At 42.4% G+C, this 19,625-nt stretch carries 23 protein-coding genes; 22 read left to right on the top strand and 1 reads right to left on the bottom strand.

Features of this window, described 5'->3' with window-relative positions; all coding sequences use genetic code 11:
• Positions 1-29: 29 nt before the first annotated feature.
• The gene (locus ACL9RF_RS08535; protein WP_422800194.1) at positions 30-890 is read left to right on the top strand and encodes a sugar phosphate isomerase/epimerase family protein; all 861 of its coding nucleotides are present in this window, start codon (positions 30-32) and stop codon (positions 888-890) included.
• Positions 891-940: 50 nt separating this feature from the next.
• Here ACL9RF_RS08535 and ACL9RF_RS08530 read toward each other — a convergent pair whose 3' ends face one another.
• On the bottom strand, positions 941-2,206 hold the full coding sequence (locus tag ACL9RF_RS08530; RefSeq protein ID WP_422800193.1) for an NAD(P)/FAD-dependent oxidoreductase: 1,266 nt from the start codon (positions 2,204-2,206) through the stop codon (positions 941-943).
• A gap of 95 nt (positions 2,207-2,301) precedes the next feature.
• On the opposite strand from ACL9RF_RS08530, the gene ACL9RF_RS08525 reads away from it, so the two are divergent.
• The 21 genes from ACL9RF_RS08525 (at position 2,302) to ACL9RF_RS08425 (ending at position 19,483) form a co-directional block, all read left to right on the top strand.
• Entirely contained in the window at positions 2,302-3,849 is a 1,548-nt protein-coding gene (locus tag ACL9RF_RS08525; protein ID WP_422800192.1) for an HAL/PAL/TAL family ammonia-lyase, read from the top strand.
• 12 nt (positions 3,850-3,861) lie between these two features.
• Positions 3,862-4,593 carry a 3-oxoacyl-ACP reductase FabG gene (fabG, locus tag ACL9RF_RS08520; RefSeq protein WP_422800191.1) on the top strand — a complete coding sequence of 244 codons (732 nt, stop codon included), beginning with the start codon at positions 3,862-3,864 and terminating at the stop codon, positions 4,591-4,593.
• 7 nt (positions 4,594-4,600) lie between these two features.
• Positions 4,601-5,821 (top strand): beta-ketoacyl-[acyl-carrier-protein] synthase family protein, encoded by a 1,221-nt coding sequence (locus tag ACL9RF_RS08515; RefSeq protein ID WP_422800190.1) that lies wholly within the window; start codon positions 4,601-4,603, stop codon positions 5,819-5,821.
• Positions 5,821-6,069 (top strand): phosphopantetheine-binding protein, encoded by a 249-nt coding sequence (locus ACL9RF_RS08510; protein WP_422800189.1) that lies wholly within the window; start codon positions 5,821-5,823, stop codon positions 6,067-6,069. Before ACL9RF_RS08515 ends, ACL9RF_RS08510 begins: the two co-directional genes overlap by 1 nt.
• 12 nt (positions 6,070-6,081) lie before the next feature.
• On the top strand, positions 6,082-6,972 hold the full coding sequence (locus ACL9RF_RS08505) for a hypothetical protein (RefSeq protein ID WP_422800188.1): 891 nt from the start codon (positions 6,082-6,084) through the stop codon (positions 6,970-6,972).
• Between the two features lie 4 nt (positions 6,973-6,976).
• On the top strand, positions 6,977-7,882 hold the full coding sequence (locus ACL9RF_RS08500; protein WP_422800187.1) for a hypothetical protein: 906 nt from the start codon (positions 6,977-6,979) through the stop codon (positions 7,880-7,882).
• Between the two features lie 4 nt (positions 7,883-7,886).
• On the top strand, positions 7,887-9,020 hold the full coding sequence (locus tag ACL9RF_RS08495) for a beta-ketoacyl-ACP synthase III (RefSeq protein ID WP_422800186.1): 1,134 nt from the start codon (positions 7,887-7,889) through the stop codon (positions 9,018-9,020).
• Complete coding sequence (locus tag ACL9RF_RS08490; protein ID WP_422800185.1) at positions 9,020-9,457, top strand: hypothetical protein; 438 nt, start codon at positions 9,020-9,022, stop codon at positions 9,455-9,457. The genes ACL9RF_RS08495 and ACL9RF_RS08490 overlap by 1 nt, the downstream gene beginning before the upstream one ends.
• Before the next feature lie 4 nt (positions 9,458-9,461).
• Positions 9,462-9,914, top strand: a complete 453-nt coding sequence (locus ACL9RF_RS08485; protein ID WP_422800184.1) for a hypothetical protein — start codon at positions 9,462-9,464, stop codon at positions 9,912-9,914.
• The gene (locus ACL9RF_RS08480; RefSeq protein ID WP_422800183.1) at positions 9,915-10,319 is read left to right on the top strand and encodes a hypothetical protein; all 405 of its coding nucleotides are present in this window, start codon (positions 9,915-9,917) and stop codon (positions 10,317-10,319) included. It begins immediately after the preceding gene.
• Positions 10,319-11,320, top strand: a complete 1,002-nt coding sequence (locus ACL9RF_RS08475; RefSeq protein WP_422800182.1) for a BtrH N-terminal domain-containing protein — start codon at positions 10,319-10,321, stop codon at positions 11,318-11,320. Before ACL9RF_RS08480 ends, ACL9RF_RS08475 begins: the two co-directional genes overlap by 1 nt.
• Positions 11,321-11,323: 3 nt before the next feature.
• Positions 11,324-12,079, top strand: a complete 756-nt coding sequence (locus ACL9RF_RS08470) for an ABC transporter ATP-binding protein (RefSeq protein WP_422800181.1) — start codon at positions 11,324-11,326, stop codon at positions 12,077-12,079.
• Between the two features lie 7 nt (positions 12,080-12,086).
• Positions 12,087-13,349: an ABC transporter permease gene (locus tag ACL9RF_RS08465; RefSeq protein WP_422800180.1), complete on the top strand. Its 1,263-nt coding sequence runs from the start codon at positions 12,087-12,089 to the stop codon at positions 13,347-13,349.
• The gene (locus tag ACL9RF_RS08460; protein WP_422800179.1) at positions 13,324-13,770 is read left to right on the top strand and encodes an acyl-CoA thioesterase; all 447 of its coding nucleotides are present in this window, start codon (positions 13,324-13,326) and stop codon (positions 13,768-13,770) included. The genes ACL9RF_RS08465 and ACL9RF_RS08460 overlap by 26 nt, the downstream gene beginning before the upstream one ends.
• Positions 13,770-14,864, top strand: a complete 1,095-nt coding sequence (locus tag ACL9RF_RS08455; RefSeq protein ID WP_422800178.1) for a beta-ketoacyl synthase N-terminal-like domain-containing protein — start codon at positions 13,770-13,772, stop codon at positions 14,862-14,864. The genes ACL9RF_RS08460 and ACL9RF_RS08455 overlap by 1 nt, the downstream gene beginning before the upstream one ends.
• On the top strand, positions 14,864-15,469 hold the full coding sequence (locus tag ACL9RF_RS08450) for a hypothetical protein (RefSeq protein ID WP_422800177.1): 606 nt from the start codon (positions 14,864-14,866) through the stop codon (positions 15,467-15,469). Before ACL9RF_RS08455 ends, ACL9RF_RS08450 begins: the two co-directional genes overlap by 1 nt.
• Position 15,470: 1 nt before the next feature.
• Positions 15,471-15,728 (top strand): phosphopantetheine-binding protein, encoded by a 258-nt coding sequence (locus ACL9RF_RS08445; RefSeq protein ID WP_422800176.1) that lies wholly within the window; start codon positions 15,471-15,473, stop codon positions 15,726-15,728.
• The gene (locus ACL9RF_RS08440) at positions 15,729-16,931 is read left to right on the top strand and encodes a beta-ketoacyl-[acyl-carrier-protein] synthase family protein (RefSeq protein ID WP_422800175.1); all 1,203 of its coding nucleotides are present in this window, start codon (positions 15,729-15,731) and stop codon (positions 16,929-16,931) included.
• Positions 16,931-17,992: a beta-ketoacyl synthase N-terminal-like domain-containing protein gene (locus ACL9RF_RS08435; RefSeq protein ID WP_422800174.1), complete on the top strand. Its 1,062-nt coding sequence runs from the start codon at positions 16,931-16,933 to the stop codon at positions 17,990-17,992. The genes ACL9RF_RS08440 and ACL9RF_RS08435 overlap by 1 nt, the downstream gene beginning before the upstream one ends.
• A gap of 95 nt (positions 17,993-18,087) precedes the next feature.
• On the top strand, positions 18,088-18,861 hold the full coding sequence (locus ACL9RF_RS08430) for a polysaccharide deacetylase family protein (RefSeq protein ID WP_422800173.1): 774 nt from the start codon (positions 18,088-18,090) through the stop codon (positions 18,859-18,861).
• Positions 18,854-19,483, top strand: coding sequence for a LolA family protein (locus ACL9RF_RS08425; RefSeq protein WP_422800172.1), 630 nt, complete (start codon positions 18,854-18,856; stop codon positions 19,481-19,483). The genes ACL9RF_RS08430 and ACL9RF_RS08425 overlap by 8 nt, the downstream gene beginning before the upstream one ends.
• The last annotated feature ends 142 nt before the right edge of the window (positions 19,484-19,625 follow it).

Genomic DNA, 19,625 nt, shown 5'->3' with positions numbered 1-19,625 from the left:
GGTATTTTTATTATAAACCTATCATTAACATGAAAAAAATCAACGTTTGGACCTTAACGGTTCTTTTTGCTGTGCTTACTATGGCTTTTACGCCTACAAAACTGGGTAACAAGAAAAATTATCCGGAGGAGAAGTTAGGCTGGAAATTAGGTGCTCAGGCTTATACATTTAGGTTATTTAGTTTTGCTGAGGCTGTAGATAAAATTGCTGCTAGTAATATGCGTTTTGTAGAAGCCTTTCCCGGTCAGGACATTGGCTCGGGCAGTACCGAAAAAATGGGTTACGGATTATCGGCTGAGGGACGTACATTGGTGAAAAAAATACTAAAGGATAAAGGGGTAACTTTGTATGCCTTCGGTGTGGTTGGTGCAAGTGATGAAGCAGAATGGGAAAAGGTTTTTTCTTTTGCCAAGGATATGGGGGTGCAGGTTATTACTACAGAGCCTAATGAAGATCAGCTGGATATTCTTTCCAAATTGTGTGATAAATATCAAATTAAGATAGCTATTCATAACCATCCAGATCCTTCGCATTACTGGAAACCCGAGACGGTATTAAAGGCTATTGAGGGGCGCAGTAAATTAATGGGTGCAGGTGCTGATGTTGGTCACTGGATGCGTTCGGGTTTGGATCCTGTAGCATGTTTACAGAAATTAAATGGCCGTGTTTATCATTTACACTTTAAGGACTTAAATAAGTTTGGTGTACAGGATGCGCATGATGTACATTGGGGAACAGGTAAACTGCCTTTACAAGGCATTATTGACGAGTTGAAACGTCAGAAATTTAAAGGTATGCTTTCCGCAGAGTATGAGTACAACTGGGAAAACAATCAGGCTGATGTGGCGCAAAGTGCTGCAAACTTTCGTGCACAGTTGTTAAAAAAATAAGCCTTACATGTAAAAAATAAAAGCCTTCACAATCTGAAGGCTTTTATTTTTTAATAGTTTCGCTCTATATTATCCGATAGGGTTTTATTATTTTGTAGCATATAGGCTATACTACGTATTACGCGATTATGTTTTTTTACAAAAGGATTTTCTTCATTCCATACATATCCTGCTAAAACGGCGCACACCTTTTCTTTAACGTCTAGATTTTCGGGTCTATGAAAAAATAAGGTCTGTAAGTTTCCGGTATACCATTCTTTAACGTACGTTGTAAATACAGCAATACCCCGCTCCATATACTGGGTAAAATCTTTCTCCCAATCTATCTCCTCCCCATTCAGCTGTCGCCAGGCTAACTTGGCTGCCAATATCCCCGACTCTGTGGCGAAACATACACCCGACGAAAATACAGGGTCTAAAAATTCGGAACTATTTCCCGTTAAAGCAAAGCCATCGCCATACATTTTTGTTACAGCGGCGGAATAATTTTTAAGATGTACAGGCTCGAATAAAAATTCGGTTCCGGCAAATCGTTTTACATAAAAGTCGGATAACTGTATTGCCTTTCGTAAGGCGTCGGCGGTATCGCCATCTGTAGCGAGTTGATCTATAAACTCGGTGTTGGCGACAATGCCTAAACTGGTATGGCCATTGGAAAATGGAATTACCCATAACCATACTTCGGTATCCAGGACATCGAAGGAGATTTGGGTTCCTTCAATACCTTCAGGTCTGTTGATATCCACGACATGGGAAAAGATGGCCGAGTGGGGGTTCAGTTTCGATGGTTTATCAAGATGTAACAGCCGTGGTAATACCCGGCCGTAACCACTGCAGTCGATTACAAATTTGGCTTTGATTTTCGATATGTTACCCTCTTTATCCACTACTGTAGTTAGCGATGTGCTGCCTGTAAAGGAAATTTCAGTAACAGTTGTCTCAAAGCTGATATCTACCCCTCTTTTCACTAAACTTTGCGCCATCACATCGTCAAAATCGGCTCTGGGAATCTGCCAGGTCCAATCCCAACCTGCGCCAAACTTTTGGCTGAAATCGAAGATACTGATGACCTCGCCACGAATAAATCTAGCGCCAGGTTTAATTTGGAAATGCTGTTTATTTAAATCCTCTAGTAATCCAGCCTCATCAAGATGGTCCATAACACGGGGAATCAGGCTTTCGCCAACCACTAATCTAGGGAATTTACTGCGCTCCACGACCTTAATCTTTGCTCCCTGTTTTTCTAGATATCCCGCTGCAACGGCACCCGATGGCCCTGCTCCGATAATCAAGATATCAACTTCACTAATTTCCATTCTTAAAGGAATTCAATATAAATATATTATTTTTGCAAACAATTGTACACAAAGGTACTTATTTATCCTACTGGGAAAAGAAGATTATCTAAAATTTGAAAAGCAAACACACATTATTAATGGTTTCTATACATAGCGATCTATCATTAGATCAATTTGCCCATGTTTTATTAAAACATAACCCTGTAGGTTTATCCGATTATACCAAAGAAATTGTAGAAAAGAGCCATAACTTTTTGAAATCTTTTATTGAAAATAAAGTTATTTACGGCATAAATACAGGCTTTGGTCCGATGGCGCAATACCGTATTCAAGATGCGGATCGTATACAGTTGCAATATAACTTAATCCGTAGCCATGCCTCTGGAACTGGCGACCTGCTACCCGCAGATGTAGTTAAAGCGGCTATGTTAACGCGCTTATGCAACCTTTCTAAAGGGAAATCTGGTGTACATATTTCTGTATTGTCGCTGTTAGAGGCCTTTATAAATAAGGATATCACACCCGTTATTTTTGCTCATGGTGGTGTCGGTGCTAGTGGAGACCTGGTGCAGCTCGCTCATTTGGCCTTGACGCTTATTGGTGAGGGGGAGGTTATTTACCAGGGGCTGAGGAGACCGACGGCAGCGGTATTCCAGGAGCTAGGGTTAAAGCCCATCGATGTTGTCGTGCGTGAAGGGATATCTTTAATAAATGGCACCTCGGTAATGACAGGTGCAGGTATTGTTAACTACTATCACGCGCATAAGTTGTTGAGATGTTCAGTTGCGTTTTCCTCTTTAATGAATGAGCTTGCCAAGGCGCACGATGATCATTACTCGGCAACCCTGAATGAAGTTAAAAAACATAACGGTCAGCAGGAGATTGCACAGATGATGCGCGCACATCTGGCAGACTCCAACTTAATACGTAAAAGGGAAGAGGATCTGTATTCTGGCACTAATTTGGAAGATATTTTTAAAGATAAAGTTCAGGAGTACTACTCCTTACGTTGTGTGCCGCAGATTTTAGGTCCTATTCTTGAAACAATTGAACAGGTGGGCAAGGTTCTGGAAAATGAAGTAAACTCGGTGAGTGACAACCCTATTATTTCGGTCGAAGATGAAAATGTTTACCATGGCGGGAATTTCCATGGCGACTATATTTCATTGGAGATGGATAAATTGAAGTTGGCCATTACCCGTTTAACCATGCTTTCTGAACGCCAGCTGAATTACTTAATGAATACCAAGATTAATGAAATATTGCCCCCATTTGTTAATATGGGTAAACTAGGCTTTAACTTTGGTATGCAGGGTGCGCAGTTTACGGCGACGTCGACAACGGCGGAAAATCAGACCTTATCAAATTCTATGTATGTACATAGTATCCCCAACAACAACGATAACCAGGATATTGTAAGTATGGGCACCAACGCGGCCATGATTACGCATAAGGTTATTGTTAATGCTTACGAGGTGTTGGCTATTCAATATATTTCTTTGGCCCAGGCTATTGATATTTTGAACTGTCAGGATGCCTTATCTTCGCGCAGTAAGCAACTATATACCGATTTGCGGAAGCTTGTACCGGCATTTTCGGATGATAAACCCTTGTATACTGCCATACAGGATGTAAAAGATTTTTTAATGCGTTTAAGTTAATTGAGTTACCATATGAACTGTGCTTTAGTTACGGGTGGGTCTAGAGGTATTGGACGTGCTATTTGCCAGAAATTGGCAGCCGATTTGGGCTATTATATTTTGATTAACTACCAAGGCAATATGCAGGCGGCACTGGAAACACTTCAGTTGATAGAAGCTGCGGGCGGAAAGGGTGAAATTATTCAGTTTGATGTGGCGGATGCCGATGCGGTATCGACAGCGCTTACGGATTGGAGCGCTCGAAATCCTGATGCTGTAGTCGAAGTTATTGTCAATAATGCGGGTATTGCTAAGGATGGCCTTTTTATGTGGATGAGCAATACCGATTGGCAGTCGGTATTGGATACTTCATTAAATGGGTTTTTTAATGTCACCAATTTCTTTATTCAGAAAATGCTGCGTAAACGTTTTGGACGTATTATCAATGTTGTTTCCGTATCGGGCGTGAAGGGTACCGCGGGGCAAACGAACTATTCGGCGGCAAAGGCGGGCGTTATTGGTGCGACAAAGGCATTGGCACAGGAGGTTGCGAAACGTAATATTACCGTGAATGCTGTTGCGCCGGGTTTTATACAAACGGACATGACCGCGGATATGGACGAGCAGGAGTTGACGAAGTTAATTCCGGCAAACCGGTTTGGAAAAACGGAAGAGGTGGCTGATTTGGTATCCTTTTTAGCATCCAAAAAATCTTCTTATATTACAGGTGAAATTATTAATATTAATGGTGGTATTTATTCTTAAATAGGATATGAGTACGCGGGTGGTGATTACAGGAATGGGTATTTATTCTTGTATTGGAACAAATTTAGAGGAGGTAACGGCGTCCTTAATGGAAGGACGGTCGGGTATTAAGATCGATCCTGAACGTAAACCTTTTGGCTTTAAGTCGCCATTAACGGGTATGGTACCTGTGCCGGATTTAAAAAAAGAATTGAGTCGCCGGCAGCGCATCAGCATGGGGGAGGAGTCGGAGTATGCTTATATGGCTACAAAAGAGGCTCTGACGAATGCAGGTATTGGTGCCTCTATGTTGCAGGAGCGTGAAATTGGTATTCTCTATGGTAATGACAGTGTTTCTAAGGCTGTTATTGAGGCCACAGATATTGTACGCGAAAAGCAGGATACGCAATTGATAGGGTCTGGGGCAATTTTTAAGTCTATGAATTCTACAGTTACCATGAACTTGGCTACTATCTTAGGGCTTAAAGGTGTGAACATGACCATTTCCGCTGCTTGTGCGTCGGGATCGCATGCTATCGGCTTGGGCTATATGTTTATTAAGCAGGGGTTACAGGACTTAATTATCTGTGGTGGTGCGCAGGAAATTAACCCTTATGCAATGGCGAGCTTCGATGGCCTCGGGGTTTTTGCTGAGGATACGGATGCTCCGGAAACGGCGTCGCGCCCTTTTGATGTGAAACGTACCGGGCTGGTGCCTAGTGGCGGTGGAGCAACGGTAATCCTGGAGAGTTTAGACTCGGCTTTGCAACGTGGCGCTCCTATTATCGCTGAGGTGGTTGGTTATGGCTTTTCTTCCAATGGGGGGCATATCTCTACCCCGAATATTGAGGGGCCTGCCAAGGCGATGAAAAGAGCCTTGGAGCAGGCGGGGGTAACGCCTGATGAGGTGGATTATATAAATGCACATGCTACATCTACACCAATTGGAGATGCGAATGAGGGGAAGGCTATACTGGAAGTGTTTGGCGGTAAACCTTATGTGAGTTCTACGAAGTCGATGACTGGGCATGAATGTTGGATGGCTGGTGCTTCAGAGGTTATCTATTCGACGTTAATGTTGCAACATGGTTTTATAGCGCCAAATATTAATTTACAGGAAGTAGATCCTGAATTAGCAGAATTAAATTTAATTTCATCAACAATAAGACAAGAATTTGATATATATTTGTCTAACTCTTTTGGGTTCGGTGGTACTAACTCTGCCGTTGTTGTAAAGCGATTTAAATAATGAATAACACAGAAATTAAACAAAAGTTAAACGATATATTAGTGGAGGAATTTGAGGTTGATGCTGCTGTAATTCAACCCGAAGCACCACTTAAGGAATCGCTGGATTTGGATAGCTTAGACTATGTGGACTTGGTGGTTTTAATCGAATCGAATTTTGGTGTTAAATTGGGTGAGGCTGATTTCTCGGGTATGCTTACCTTTGCAGATTTCTATAATGTTGTAGCGCATAAAATTGCCCTAAAATAAAAATGTATTAGCATGAGCCAATGGGATGGAAGGTCGAAAGGAACACTCCTTGGCTATAAAATATTTGTATTTTTTATAAAGAAGTTAGGCGTCCGTACTGCATACGGACTTCTTATTTTTGTTGCCTTTTATTATTTTCTCTTTTATCCCAAAAATTTTCGCGATCTTTTTTATTACCTGCATAAGCGACAGGGCTTCTCGTTCTTGCGCGCTATAGTTAAGGTGTATCAGACATACTTTGTCTTCGGGCAGACGATTATCGATAAGGTTGCCATATCTGCGGGCTTACGTAACCGTTTTACCTACAACTTTGATGGTATTGAACATCTTCAGGCTGTATTGTCTGAAAATAAAGGGGGGATATTAATATCTGCACATGTGGGTAATTTTGAAATATCGGAGCGCTTTTTCTCCGATCTGGATTTAAGTTTCCAGATTAATCAGGTTACCGTAGATCAAGAGGTTTCTATAATCAAGGCGTACCTGGAAAAAATGGCCGACAAATCTGAAATAAAGCATATTTTTATCCAGGAAGATATGTCGCATGTCTTTGCAATAAATGAGGCTTTGGCAAATAAGGAGCTTATTTGTTTTACTGGAGATCGTTATTTTGAGGGATCCAAGGTTTTGAAAGCCAATTTATTGGGTAAGGAGGCTATTTTTCCGGCAGGTCCTTTTCACTTAGCATCTCGCTTGGGGGTACCCATAATTTTTGTGTATGTTATGAAGGAGCCTAATCAGCACTATCATTTGTATGCACGTAGGGCTACTGAAATAAAACACCGCGACGCACAGTCGGTGCTGGAGGCTTATGTTGGTAGTGTAGAAAGAATACTGAAGCGCTATCCCTTACAATGGTTTAATTTTTTTGATTTCTGGAATAGAAATAAGCAAGCCTCTTAATGTTATGAAAGATGTATTGGTAATTTATTACAGCCAGTCTGGGCAATTAGAAGATATCGCACGTTCGATATCGAAACCTATGCTGGAGGATGAGCAGGTTCAGGTAGATTATTACGAAATTAAGATGCTGGATGCTTTCCCTTTTCCGTGGACGGGTGATGTGTTTTTTAATGTCTTTCCGGAAACTTTTCAGCAGATACCGCAAGCGGTTCATCCACCGCCATCGTATATTTTGGAGAAACAATATGACCTTATACTATTTCACTACCAGGTTTGGTACCTGAGCCCTTCAATACCGATTAATTCTTTCTTAAAAAGCCCTTATGCTACCGCTATTTTAAAGGACCGCCCTGTTGTTACGATTAGCGGGTCGCGGAATATGTGGGCTAAAGCACAGGATAAGGTGAAGGCGCTATTGTTGGCAAATGGCGCGACATTGGTGGGCAATATTGCGCTTACAGATCGTCATTATAACCTGGTGTCGGTGGTAACAATTGTAGATTGGTTGTTCTCGGGCATAAAACGTCGGGCATTTGGTTTTTTTCCGCTGCCAGGGGTGTCTGATGCAGATATTAGCGGGGCGAGCAGGTATGGAGAAATTATTAATCATTCCTTAAAAAATGGTAATTTTGAATATCTGCAGGCAGCATTAGTGGCTGCCGGTGCCGTAGATTTTAAGTTCTTTTTGGTTTCTATGGATAAGAAAGGGAATCGCATGTTTCAGATCTGGTCAACGCTGATTTTAAAAAATCCTGAAAAGCGTAAATTTTTGATTACCTGCTTTCAATACTATGTCCTATTTGCCTTGTATATTGTGTCGCCAATTGTTTTTTTAATTGAGTTGGTATTATATCCACTATTGTATTTTATAAAAATTAGAAAAGAGAAAACCCATTACCAAGGTGTGTAAAGAGATGAATGAAGTTTATATAAACCGTGTGAGTAAATTTTTACCTAACGACCCTGTGTCTAATGACGAGATGGAGTCGTATTTAGGAAAGATAAATAATCAAGCGTCTAAAGCGCGGCGTATTGTTTTGCGCAATAATGGCATCCAAACCCGGTACTATGCTTTAACAAAAGATGGTCTGCCTACGCATACGAATGCGCAGCTTACGGCTGCGGCAATACGTAATCTTTTGGACGATGATTTTAAGGCCGAGGATATTCAACTGATTTCATGTGGAACATCATCGCCGGATTTTTTGATGCCTTCGCATGCTGTTATGGTGCATGGCGAATTGAAAAACGGACCTTCGGAGGTAAACTCGGCGGCAGGAAATTGCTGCGCCGGAATGAATGCTTTTAAGTTTGGATACCTTTCGGTAAAAGCGGGTAATACCCATAACGCGGTATGCACCGGCTCTGAGCGGATGTCTTCCTGGATGCTGGCCGACCATTTCAATAAGGAGGTAGAAAACCTCAAGGAATTGGAGGAGCAGCCTATTATTGCTTTTAATAAGGACTTTTTACGCTGGATGCTGTCGGATGGGGCTGGGGCTATGTTACTGGAAAATCAGCCTAAAGGAGATTTTCCTTTGCGTGTGGAGTGGGTGGAAGGATATTCCTATGCTCATGAGCTTGATGTGTGTATGTATGCCGGAGCTGATAAGCAGCAGGATGGTAGTTTAAAGTCTTTTAGCGATTATACCACCGAGGAGTGGCTAACGCAGTCGATCTTCTCTGTAAAGCAAGATACCAAGCTCTTGGATAAGTATATCTTGGTTAAGGGTGTTGAAAGTATGAAACATGCTATGGAGAAACATGCTGTAGGACCGGAGGATATTGATTTCTTATTACCGCATGTATCATCGCATTATTTTGTGGATGGCTTATACCAGGGATTTGCTGATGCGGGTATTGAAATTAGCCGTAGTAAATGGTTTATGAACCTACGTGACGTTGGTAATGTGGGTGCGGGCTCGGTATATTTGATGTTAGCGGAATTGCTGCAATCGGGAACATTACAAAAAGGACAACATATTATGCTTTGCGTACCCGAGAGTGCTAGATTTACGTATTCGTATGCGTACTTAACCGTTTGCTAATGCATAAATTGCCTATAACTGGAACTGCAATTCATGCACTTATACCGCAGCGTATGCCCATGGTGATGGTCGATTGTTTGCGCGCTTATACGGCGGATACGGTGGATACAGGCCTTGTGCTGCTTGCGGGAAATATTTTTCTTCAACACGGCGTGTTGCAAGAGGCGGGGCTGCTGGAGCATATGGCGCAATCGGTTGCCTTGCATACGGGATATAGCTTTTTTATCCGTAAGGAGCAGGCTCCAACGGGGTATATCGGCGCTATTCAGCAGGCTGAATTATTCCGCCTACCGCTTATTGGCGAGGAGATACAGACTCATGTTCGTATTATTCAGGAGTTTATGGGGGTTACCTTGGTGCATATCGAAAGTAGGGTTGCGGATGAATGTATCGCCACAGCGCAGATGAAAACCGTTATTGCGGCGGCCAATATATAATAGTATGGAAGAAATAAAAATTCCTATTCATGATTTTTTGCCTCATAGGGCTCCCATGTTAATGGTAGACTATATTGCAGAAATATCGCAGAAGCATGTGGTATGTCATTTTGACATTACGGACGACTGCATTTTCGTGGCCGATGGCGTACTTCAGGAGCTGGGCTTGATTGAACATATGGCGCAAACTTGTTCTTCTATTGTAGGACAGAATTTTTACAGCCCGGATTATAATCCAGAGGTAGATCAGCGCATAATAGGCTTTATCTCGGGAATAAAAAAAATTGAAATACAAACCTTGCCGTCTGTAGGAAATTATATACGTACACATGCTGATTTGAGCTCCCAATTTCAGGGAGACAATTACAGTATATGCACCATGTTGGTCCGCGCAACGGTTGCGGATATGACAATAGCAGTGGCAGAAATAAATTTATTTTTACAGGAAGGTAGATAAATGAAAAAGTCAGAGGTACCACAAGACAACGGAAGAATCGTACAGAAAGGATCGCGTGAGCTGTATTACGCTATCGATGAAAATGGGGAATATACGACAGCATTGAGTAGTGGATGGGAGGCAAAAAATATTGTTCAGGATCATACCATGGAGGTATTGCAGCAGGAGATTGATCAGGCTCGCGCAGATGTTGCGGCACAGCGGATCAGTCCTGTTTATTATTTTATGCTGCTAAATCGTATGGATGTTGGCGTTTTATCGGGCTATACGGGGATTTGGCAATGGCGTATAAAACGGCATTTTAAATCGGCTGTTTTTCAGCGGCTTAGTGATAGGCTGTTGCAGAAGTATGCGGATGCTTTCGATATTACTGTGCTAGAATTGAAAAACTTTAAAGGAGATTAATGCAGTTAAATTTTACTCATCATCAATCGGCACACTGTGAAAGTGGTGTTGCCTCTAATCTCTTAAAAGATAAAGGGTTAAACTTATCTGAGCCTATGGTATTTGGCCTTGGCTCGGGTGTGTTTTATGTGTATTTGCCCTTTTTAAAGGTTAGCAATGCTCCGGGATTGAGTTATAGACCTATGCCGGGATGGATTTTTAGCCGTATGGCAAAACGCTTAGGTATTAAAATTAAAAGGTTGAAATTCGCTAGCCCCGAGCGGGCGCAACGGCAGCTTGACGAAAACTTAAAAAATGGTATTCCTACGGGATTACAGGTGGGGGTGTATCATTTGCCTTATTTTCCCGACGATTATAGGTTTCATTTTAATGCCCATAATCTGGTTATCTATGGTAAGGATGCGGGTAGCTATCTGGTATCTGATCCTACGATGGAGGGGGTACATCGTCTTAGTGAAAAGGAATTGGAAAAGGTGCGCTTTGCCAAAGGTGTACTCGCACCAAAGGGGCACTTATACTATCCGGTATTTTTGCCGCGCGAAGCGGATATTGACTGGCCTAAGGCTATACGGAAGGCAATCCTGAAAACCTGTAACGATATGTTGGCGCCGGTGCCTATTGTAGGTGTTCGGGGTATGCGCATGGTGGCACGTGCTATTGCGAAGTGGCCCCAGAAGGTGGGGGTGCCTAAGGCGAATTACTACCTGGCGCAGATGGTGCGTATGCAGGAGGAGATCGGTACTGGAGGGGGAGGTTTTCGCTATATCTATTCCGCATTCTTACAGGAGGCGGGGCGTAAAATTAATAACCCGATTTTGCTGGAGTTGTCGGAGGAGATGACAAAAATCGGTGATTTATGGCGTGACTTTGCCGTTAATGCTTCGCGGGTATATAAAAAACGAAGCCAGCAGTCGGATGTTTACAACAGCCTGTCGGCAGCGTTGTTGCAGCTTGCTGACCTGGAGGAAGCATTTTTCAAGAAACTAAAAAAAGCAGTTTAAAGCATGAACGACGAGGTAATTCGGATAGAGGGGCTTTCAAAGAAATATAAGGATAGTGATTATTACTCGGTAAAGAATTTAAATCTTTCGGTTTTTGAGGGAGAGATCTTTGGACTTTTGGGACCTAATGGTGCCGGAAAAACAACTTTGATTTCTATGCTGTGCGGACTGATAAAACCTTCGTCTGGTGGTTTTACCATCAGGGGTAAAAACTATGCCCAGCAGGGCATGGCCATAAGGCAGCTTATCGGCGTTGTTCCGCAGGAATATGCGCTGTATCCTTCCTTAACGGCTACCGAAAACTTAATGTACTTTGGTGCAATGTATGGCTTGAAGGGGAAACAGCTGGAAAGATTGGTGCAGCAGTATTTGGATAAAATGGGCTTGCTGAAATTTGCCCATAAACGGGTAGGCAATTTTTCTGGTGGCATGAAGCGTAGAGTAAATCTTTTAGCGGGCATTCTGCATGGCCCTAAGGTATTATTTCTCGATGAACCTACGGTAGGGGTGGATGTGCAGTCCAAGAATGCTATCCTGAGTTTTTTGAAAGAACAAAACGCCGCAGGAACGAGCATTGTGTATACATCGCATCATTTAATTGAAGCGCAGGAGCTATGTGATAGGATAGCTATTCTTGAGAGCGGGCAAGTTATTGCGCATGGCACACCGCAGGAGCTGATCGACAAAACGCTAGAAGCAAGAAATTTAGAGGATGTATTTATAACATTAACTGGAAGGGGGCTGCGCGATGTTGTATAAACTATGGATGGCGATAAAAAAAGAGTATCTCCTACAAATTCGTGATATTGGTGGTTTAATTATTCTTTTTGTTATGCCAATGGTGTTATTGGTTACCATTACGATGGTGCAAAAAGGGTCGTTCGACTCAATTACTGGCACGCGTATTCCTATTTTATTGGTCGATAACGATAAAGGGGAGATTGCAGAGATGGTTCGTCAGGAGCTTGGCCGAACGGGAAACTTTGTTGTTGTGGAGCAGATAGATCATAAATCGTTTGATGAGCAGGAAGCTAAGGCCGCCGTCTTTCGTGGCGACTATCAGCTTGCTGTGGTCCTGCCGCCGCAGCTTTCCGTAGATCTCAATCTGCAGATTCAGCAGAATGTAGATCTTATTATGCAGGAATTTAGCTACGATGCTGGCGAGGTGAAAACAAAAAAAATCAAGGTTCTTCAAGAGAAGGATGTTAATTTATACTTCGATCCGGCTACGCAAACATCCTTCAAGACGGCCATTAAGAGTGCTATCGATAAGCTAATAGCAACCGTGGAAAAGGATAAGGTGTATAAGGTCTTTCAGGAGGAACTTGGCGTAAGTGATTCTGCAATTTTCGACCAGCGGCAGCTGTTGAAATACCAGGAGATTGGTCCTCAACATGTGCAGGAAAAACCATCTGCCGTTCAACATAACGTTCCCGCCTGGTCCTTATTTGCTATATTTTTTATCGTCGTTCCGCTTTCTATAAATATTGTAAAAGAGAAATCTCAGGGTACCATGGTACGTTTGATTACCAATCCAGTGCCTTATGCTATTTTCTTACTAGGGAAGACCTGTGCGTATTTGATCATAAGCTTGCTGCAGTTTTATCTTATGTTGTTGGTTGGGGTGTATGTATTTCCGCTCCTGCAGTTGCCTGCTTTCGAGGTGGGCAGTTATTTTATACAACTGTCGTGTATGGCATTGTTTTCCGGACTGGCGGCTATTGGTGTAGGCATCTTATTGGGTACGCTGGCGTCTACACAGGAGCAATCTGCTCCTTTTGGTGCCACATTCGTCGTTATTCTCGCCGCTGTGGGTGGCGTATGGGTGCCCGTGTTTGTGATGCCACCAGTGATGCAGCAAATTGCCCGGTTATCGCCAATGAATTGGGGTTTAAATGGATTCTATGACATTTTACTACGCCAAGGAAATTGGACGGCTATCCTTCCCAATATTATTTTATTATTTTTGTTTTTCACACTAACTTTAGCCGTTGCAATTATTTATGACAACAAGAAAAGAACTGTATAATTCTGTGGATCAGCTTACTGTATCTAAATATGCCGAGGTGCGTTTTAACGAAGTCGATTCGTTAGGTATTGTATGGCATGGCCATTATATTGTTTTCTTTGAAGATGGCAGGGAGGCATTCGGTCGCGAGCATGGTCTGGATTACCTTACGGTGAAGGCTGCGGGGTATACAACACCTATTGTAAGCAGCAGCTGCGCGCATAAGTTGCCTTTACGTTATGGTGAGTCGTTTCGTATTGAAACGAGTTTTGTGAATACGCCGGCAGCGAAATTAATATTCCGTTATAAGCTGTTCAACGAAGACAACAGGCTGGTATGTAGCGGCGAAACGGTACAGGTGTTCTTGGATGCTGAAAATCAGTTGGTATTAAATACCCCGGCGTTTGTATTAAACTGGAAAAAGGCTAAAGGACTATTGTAGTGTTTAGATCAACCTATATATCAAAGATAAACTGTATTACCCCTATTGGCGATAGTTTAACATCCAATTGGAAGGCTTTGGTAGCCGGTAAAACGGCAATCTCCTTGCATCAGGTGGGCAGGATACCGGCATTTTATACCGCCAAATTTAAGGATTCACCGGGCCTTATAGCATCTGGGTTTACCTTGTTGGAAAGTTTATTGCTGCAGGTCGCTCGTCCGCTAATTCAAGGGGAGGTACTTTCCGATCGTGTGGGCATTATTATCAGTACCACCAAAGGAAATATTGAGTCCCTCCATCATGGAGATACGGGGCAAGCGGGGTTGTATACACTGGCAGCAACGGTTGCTAAAGCCTTAGGTTTTATTCAAAAACCTATTTTGGTGTCGCATGCTTGTGTGTCGGGGCTGTTGGCTGTAACCACGGCGAAACGGTTGATACAAATGCAGCAGTATGATGCGGTGCTGGTACTGGCAGGCGATATGGTCAGTGAATTTGTTGCGTCAGGGTTTAATGCTTTTCAGGCTATGAGTGCCGCAGCCTGCAGGCCCTTTGATGAACGGCGGGATGGCGTTACGCTAGGGGAGGCGGTAGCTGCAGCCTGGGTTACGGCAGATCCTGGTAATGCTATAGCTGAAATTGTTGGCGACGGTGCTATCAATGATGCAAACCATATCTCCGGGCCTTCTCGTACCGGCGAGGGGCTGCTGCGTTCTATACAGTCGGCATTGGCAGAAGCGCAGCTCAATTCTACAGCTATTGATTATATTTCAGCGCATGGTACTGCGACCATATTTAACGACGAAATGGAGGCTATCGCCTTCAATCGTTTATCCCTACAACATTGCCCTGTAAATAGTTTTAAAGGGTATTACGGGCATACATTGGGGGCATCGGGCCTGCTAGAGCTTGTGTTGGCTATACAAAGTATGCGTGAAAATATGCTTATTCCTAGCGCAGGTTTTAATACCCAAGGTACTTCAGTACCCTTGAATATTTTGCAAACGTTAAGGCCAAAGGCATTGCAGTATGTGCTTAAAACAGCATCTGGTTTTGGGGGCAGTAATGCCGCTATGGTCGTAAAAAAAATATAATGGAGCCTATATTTTACATAACTTCAACCTGCAGTATTCAGCAAAGTATGCTGCTGTTAAATGGTTCCATGTGTTATGGGGGCAATAACGAGCCTTTATCGGAATTCCTGAAAGGGGCATTTAAGAGTTTAGGTATTAGCTATTCTAAATTTTATAAGATGGATAACCTGAGTAAGCTTGCATTTTTAGGTGCTGAATATATTTTACCGCAGCAGCCACATCAGGAGGCTGTGGCTTTAGTTTTCAGTAACCGTTCGGGCAGTTTGGATACGGATGTAAAGCACCAGCAGTCTATTCAGGATCCAGCAAATTTTTACCCCAGTCCGGCTATATTTGTTTATACCTTGGCGAATATATGTACAGGGGAGGTGAGTATCCGGCATGGATTACAATCCGAGAATATCTTTTTTGTAAGTGCCACCTTTGACGCAGTAACAACCTGGAATTATACGCAGTATTTACTGCAGTCTGGTAAAGCCGATAAGGTATTGTGCGGATGGGTGGAGCTTTTTGAGGAGCAGTATAAGGCGGTGTTTTACCTGGTTGAAAAAGAAGGACAATTAGTACATAGCATAGAACATATCAATCAATTATTTAAAGATTAAAATGGAACAATTAAAAGAAGAATTAAAAGGAAAAATAATCGAAGTATTAAACTTGGAAGATATTGCTATCTCTGATATTAACAATGATGATGCTTTGTTTGGTGATGGTTTAGGTCTAGACTCTATTGATGCTTTGGAGCTTATTGTTTTATTGGATAAGGAGTATGGTATTAAATTAAGCGATCCTAAACAGGGGAAAGCAATCTTTGAATCCATTAATACCATGGCTGATTTTATCGCTAAAAACCGTACTAAATAAATGATGACTAAAGGAGTCGCTATTACTGGAATGGGCATTGTCTCGGCATTAGGTATGTCTGTTGCCGAAAATTTAAACGCATTAAAACTCGGAAAATCTGGAATTTCTAGACTGGATAATTTTGAAACACGCCATCGCGATGCGGTGTTGGTGGGTGAAATTAAATGGAGCAATGTCGATCTTGAAAAAAGTATAGGGCTCCAAGACGGGCATGCCATTACACGTACGGGTATGTTGGGTATACTAGCCGCGCGACAGGCTGTTGCACAGGCTGAATTGGACCTTAGGGATACAGCTGTTCGTACCGGGCTTATCTCGTCTACCAGCGTTGGGGGTATGGATATCACCGAAAAATACTTCTACCGTTATGCATCGGAACCTGAGCTGCAGCATTATATCCAAAGTCATGATGCTGGTGTTTCTACCCAGCATATTGCGGACGACTTAGGCCTACAAGGTTTTGTAAGCACAATAAGTACGGCTTGCTCCTCGGCAGCAAACGCTATTATGTTGGGTGCTAGGCTGATAAAACAAGGCAAACTGGATCGTGTAATTGTTGGCGGCACCGATGCGCTGTGTAAATTTACATTGAATGGTTTTAAAACCTTGATGATCTTATCGGAGGAGCCTTGTACACCTTTTGATAAAGACCGTGATGGCTTAAATCTAGGAGAAGCAGCAGCTTATTTGGTGCTGGAGTCGGAGGCGCTTATCGCAAAGGAAAAGAAAAAAGCCTTGGCTTTTTTAGTGGGCTATGGCAATGCCAACGATGCTTTTCATCAAACGGCCTCTTCCGAAAATGGAGATGGTGCTTTTCTGGCCATGGAAAAGGCATTCCAGGTGGCTGGAATTCGGCCGCAACACATTGATTATATCAACGTCCACGGAACGGCAACACCGAATAATGATCTTTCTGAAGGGCGTGCCATAGTACGTGTCTTTGGCGACAAACTGCCTGTTTTTAGCTCTACAAAAGCGTTTACAGGGCACACCTTAGCCGCTGCCGCCGCTGTAGAAGCGGTATACAGCATTTTGGCACTGCAGGAGGGGTTGGTGTTTCCGAATCTTAATTTTAAAACGGCTATGCCTGAATTTGGATTTTGTCCGCAGACGTCTTTGCTGCATCAGCCCTTGCGGTATGTACTATCCAACTCCTTTGGTTTTGGCGGAAATTGTTCAACTTTAATTTTTGGTAAAGACTAATGGAAAAGACAGTTTATATTAATGGGATAGGCGCGGTCACGGCACAGGGCGTGTGGTCGGATGCTATTTTCGACGCGGCAGTGGAATTACGGGAAGCTTTGAATTATGCAGTTCAGCCGGCCTATAAAACAGGTATTCCACCGGCGATGTTGCGCCGGATGTCCAAAGGTATAAAAATGGGGATATTCGCATCCCAGCAAGCGTTGGCGGATGCCGACATCGTGGAACCCGATGCTATTTTGATGGGTACGGGCCTGGGCTGTTTGGAAGACTCTGAGAAGTTTTTGAAAAATGTACTCGATAATAATGAGGAATTTCTCACGCCTACATCTTTTATACAATCGACCCATAATACGGTTGCGGCACAAATTGCACTTCGTTTAGGTTGTAAAGCCTATAATTTTACCTATGTCAATGGCGCTACATCTTTTGAGTCGGCCTTGATAGATGGTTTAATGCAAATTCAGGCCGCTGAAGCGAAGACAGTTTTGGTGGGTGGTATGGATGAAATATCAGGGCAGACTTTTGAATTCAAACAGCTCGTCGGTGAAATTAATGATAAGGAAACGTTTAAATCGGTAAAAGAGAATACCACAACTGCTGTAAACTTCGGTGAGGGTGGCACCTTCTTCGGCTTGAGTAGTGACCAAAATGACCGTAGTTATGCTGCGCTCGTGGATGTGAAGCTGATCAATACCTTGGCCTTACGTGAGGTTGCCGACTTTGTGGTCGATTTTTTAGTTCAAAATAATGTGGCGTTAACGGATGTTTCTGCCTTAATTGTAGGGATTAACGGCGATATTCAAGCGGATTCCTATTATACAACCTGTGCCGAGCTTTTTAACGACAACATTCCGCTGTTGTACTACAAACATCTTGTCGGGCATAGCGATGTAGCATCAGCATTTGGCCTTGCACTCGCGGCACATTGCCTAAAAACACAGCAAATCCCTGCTGCAGTAAGGTGGAATGAGGCACCGTATAAAACATTACGGTATATTTTATGTTATAATCAATATAAGGGAAAGGCACATAGTTTAACACTTTTAAAAAGCTTATAGGATTTAGTGGGGTGCATTTGCTTCATTTTGCTGTAAACTATTACTAGGCTAGCCTGTTGTTTTCCATTTGATTTAAACCTTAAAATTTTACATCCATGTTTAAACACAAGTATGTTATTCCTGTATTATTGTCGCTCGGTATTTTGGGCGCAATACTGGCCATCTTCGGCGTTATTTCTTGGTGGTGGTGCTTTCTGTTGGTTTTTATATGGATAGCGTTAACAACTTGGGGATCCTTTGATATTCGTAAGAGTTATTTCGTGCAGGTGTTTTATAAGCGAAAGTATCACGATGGCATTAGCCTTGCCCTGACATTCGATGACGGACCGACGCCTATTACCAACGATTTTTTAGATCTGTTGAAAACGTATAATGCCAAGGCTACTTTTTTCTGTATTGGCAAGCAAATTGATAAGTACCCGGATATATTTAAGCGGATTCTGGCAGAAGGACATACCATTGGTAACCATACCATGAACCATACTAAAACATTTGGTTTTTTAAACGAGAATCAGGTTATTCAGGAGCTGAGTAGCTGCGATGCCGAGATCCATGATTTGGCGCCCCTAATTCCGCGTTTATTTCGTCCGCCTTTTGGCGTAACAAATCCTTCTGTTGCGAAGGCTGTGAAACACACCAAGCATCAGGTAATCGGCTGGAGTATCCGTTCTTTGGATACTATACTTAAGGATGAGCAAAAAATATATGATCGTGTTGCACCTCGTTTGGGAGCCGGTGAAATTGTTCTTTTTCATGACACCTCCGAACGTACTTTACGGGTTTTGAAACGTATCTTAGATTTGATGGAAAGTAAAGGGTTGATATCTGTTACGGTAGATGATCTTCTAAATTTAAATGCATATGAATAAAAAAATTATAAGTTTCTACGTATTATTATTTGTTTTTCTTCAGGTTCAAGCACAAGAAAAAGTGATGTCGGCGAGCGAGGTTAGCCTCTTTCAAAAAGCCTTAAACAATGCGGTAAAAGTTAAAACGCTGACGGCTGATTTTACCCAATATAAAAAAGTAGGCTATGTGAAAAATGAACTCGTTTCTACTGGAACATTCTATGTAAAAAACCCAGATAAGTTGGCTTGGTATTATGAGAGTCCTGTAACGTACAGCATGGTCTTTAATGCAAAAAAAATGTCTATTCAGGAAAAGGGAAAAACAAAGACTATGGATGTAAGCCGTAGTAAGCAATTTGAAAATATCAGCCTGGCGATACAGGGAAATATAGCGGGTGCGGTTTCGGATAATAATAGCTTTAAAACCACCTATTTCCAAACGGATAGGCAATACATACTTAAATTAGATCCGCAGGATAAAGCCTCAAAAAAAACCATGAAACAGTTGGTTTTATGTCTTGATAAAGTGAACCATCAGGTAGCCGAGATTAAGATTATCGATGCTAACGATGGTTATACACGTTTTGTATTAAGCAACCAAAAGGTCAACGTGCCAATAGAGGATCGTATTTTTGTGCTGTAAAGAACAAAAAAAGGAAGGAGTATAAATAGGTTTATATCCTCCTTCCAATACATACGAAACAAAAAAGTAGGTCCTAAAATAAGGCTGTATAAAGCGCCCGCAATTAGCCTAAAATCCGTTAAGATTTAAGATTTAGCCGCAC

Source organism: Sphingobacterium sp. Mn56C (assembly GCF_049319645.1).
Taxonomy (GTDB): Bacteria; Bacteroidota; Bacteroidia; order Sphingobacteriales; family Sphingobacteriaceae; genus Sphingobacterium.
This window is presented reverse-complemented; position numbering and strand designations above follow the sequence as displayed.

What these genes read in the sequence shown, in the direction of transcription:
- ACL9RF_RS08535 (WP_422800194.1), top strand. Translation starts at nt 30, where the DNA reads ATGAAAAAAATCAACGTTTGGACCTTAACGGTTCTTTTTGCTGTGCTT.
- ACL9RF_RS08530 (WP_422800193.1), bottom strand. Translation starts at nt 2,206, where the DNA reads ATGGAAATTAGTGAAGTTGATATCTTGATTATCGGAGCAGGGCCATCG.
- fabG (WP_422800191.1), top strand. Translation starts at nt 3,862, where the DNA reads ATGAACTGTGCTTTAGTTACGGGTGGGTCTAGAGGTATTGGACGTGCT.
- ACL9RF_RS08515 (WP_422800190.1), top strand. Translation starts at nt 4,601, where the DNA reads ATGAGTACGCGGGTGGTGATTACAGGAATGGGTATTTATTCTTGTATT.
- ACL9RF_RS08510 (WP_422800189.1), top strand. Translation starts at nt 5,821, where the DNA reads ATGAATAACACAGAAATTAAACAAAAGTTAAACGATATATTAGTGGAG.
- ACL9RF_RS08505 (WP_422800188.1), top strand. Translation starts at nt 6,082, where the DNA reads ATGAGCCAATGGGATGGAAGGTCGAAAGGAACACTCCTTGGCTATAAA.
- ACL9RF_RS08500 (WP_422800187.1), top strand. Translation starts at nt 6,977, where the DNA reads ATGAAAGATGTATTGGTAATTTATTACAGCCAGTCTGGGCAATTAGAA.
- ACL9RF_RS08495 (WP_422800186.1), top strand. Translation starts at nt 7,887, where the DNA reads ATGAATGAAGTTTATATAAACCGTGTGAGTAAATTTTTACCTAACGAC.
- ACL9RF_RS08490 (WP_422800185.1), top strand. Translation starts at nt 9,020, where the DNA reads ATGCATAAATTGCCTATAACTGGAACTGCAATTCATGCACTTATACCG.
- ACL9RF_RS08485 (WP_422800184.1), top strand. Translation starts at nt 9,462, where the DNA reads ATGGAAGAAATAAAAATTCCTATTCATGATTTTTTGCCTCATAGGGCT.
- ACL9RF_RS08480 (WP_422800183.1), top strand. Translation starts at nt 9,915, where the DNA reads ATGAAAAAGTCAGAGGTACCACAAGACAACGGAAGAATCGTACAGAAA.
- ACL9RF_RS08475 (WP_422800182.1), top strand. Translation starts at nt 10,319, where the DNA reads ATGCAGTTAAATTTTACTCATCATCAATCGGCACACTGTGAAAGTGGT.
- ACL9RF_RS08470 (WP_422800181.1), top strand. Translation starts at nt 11,324, where the DNA reads ATGAACGACGAGGTAATTCGGATAGAGGGGCTTTCAAAGAAATATAAG.
- ACL9RF_RS08465 (WP_422800180.1), top strand. Translation starts at nt 12,087, where the DNA reads ATGGCGATAAAAAAAGAGTATCTCCTACAAATTCGTGATATTGGTGGT.
- ACL9RF_RS08460 (WP_422800179.1), top strand. Translation starts at nt 13,324, where the DNA reads ATGACAACAAGAAAAGAACTGTATAATTCTGTGGATCAGCTTACTGTA.
- ACL9RF_RS08450 (WP_422800177.1), top strand. Translation starts at nt 14,864, where the DNA reads ATGGAGCCTATATTTTACATAACTTCAACCTGCAGTATTCAGCAAAGT.
- ACL9RF_RS08445 (WP_422800176.1), top strand. Translation starts at nt 15,471, where the DNA reads ATGGAACAATTAAAAGAAGAATTAAAAGGAAAAATAATCGAAGTATTA.
- ACL9RF_RS08440 (WP_422800175.1), top strand. Translation starts at nt 15,729, where the DNA reads ATGATGACTAAAGGAGTCGCTATTACTGGAATGGGCATTGTCTCGGCA.
- ACL9RF_RS08435 (WP_422800174.1), top strand. Translation starts at nt 16,931, where the DNA reads ATGGAAAAGACAGTTTATATTAATGGGATAGGCGCGGTCACGGCACAG.
- ACL9RF_RS08430 (WP_422800173.1), top strand. Translation starts at nt 18,088, where the DNA reads ATGTTTAAACACAAGTATGTTATTCCTGTATTATTGTCGCTCGGTATT.
- ACL9RF_RS08425 (WP_422800172.1), top strand. Translation starts at nt 18,854, where the DNA reads ATGAATAAAAAAATTATAAGTTTCTACGTATTATTATTTGTTTTTCTT.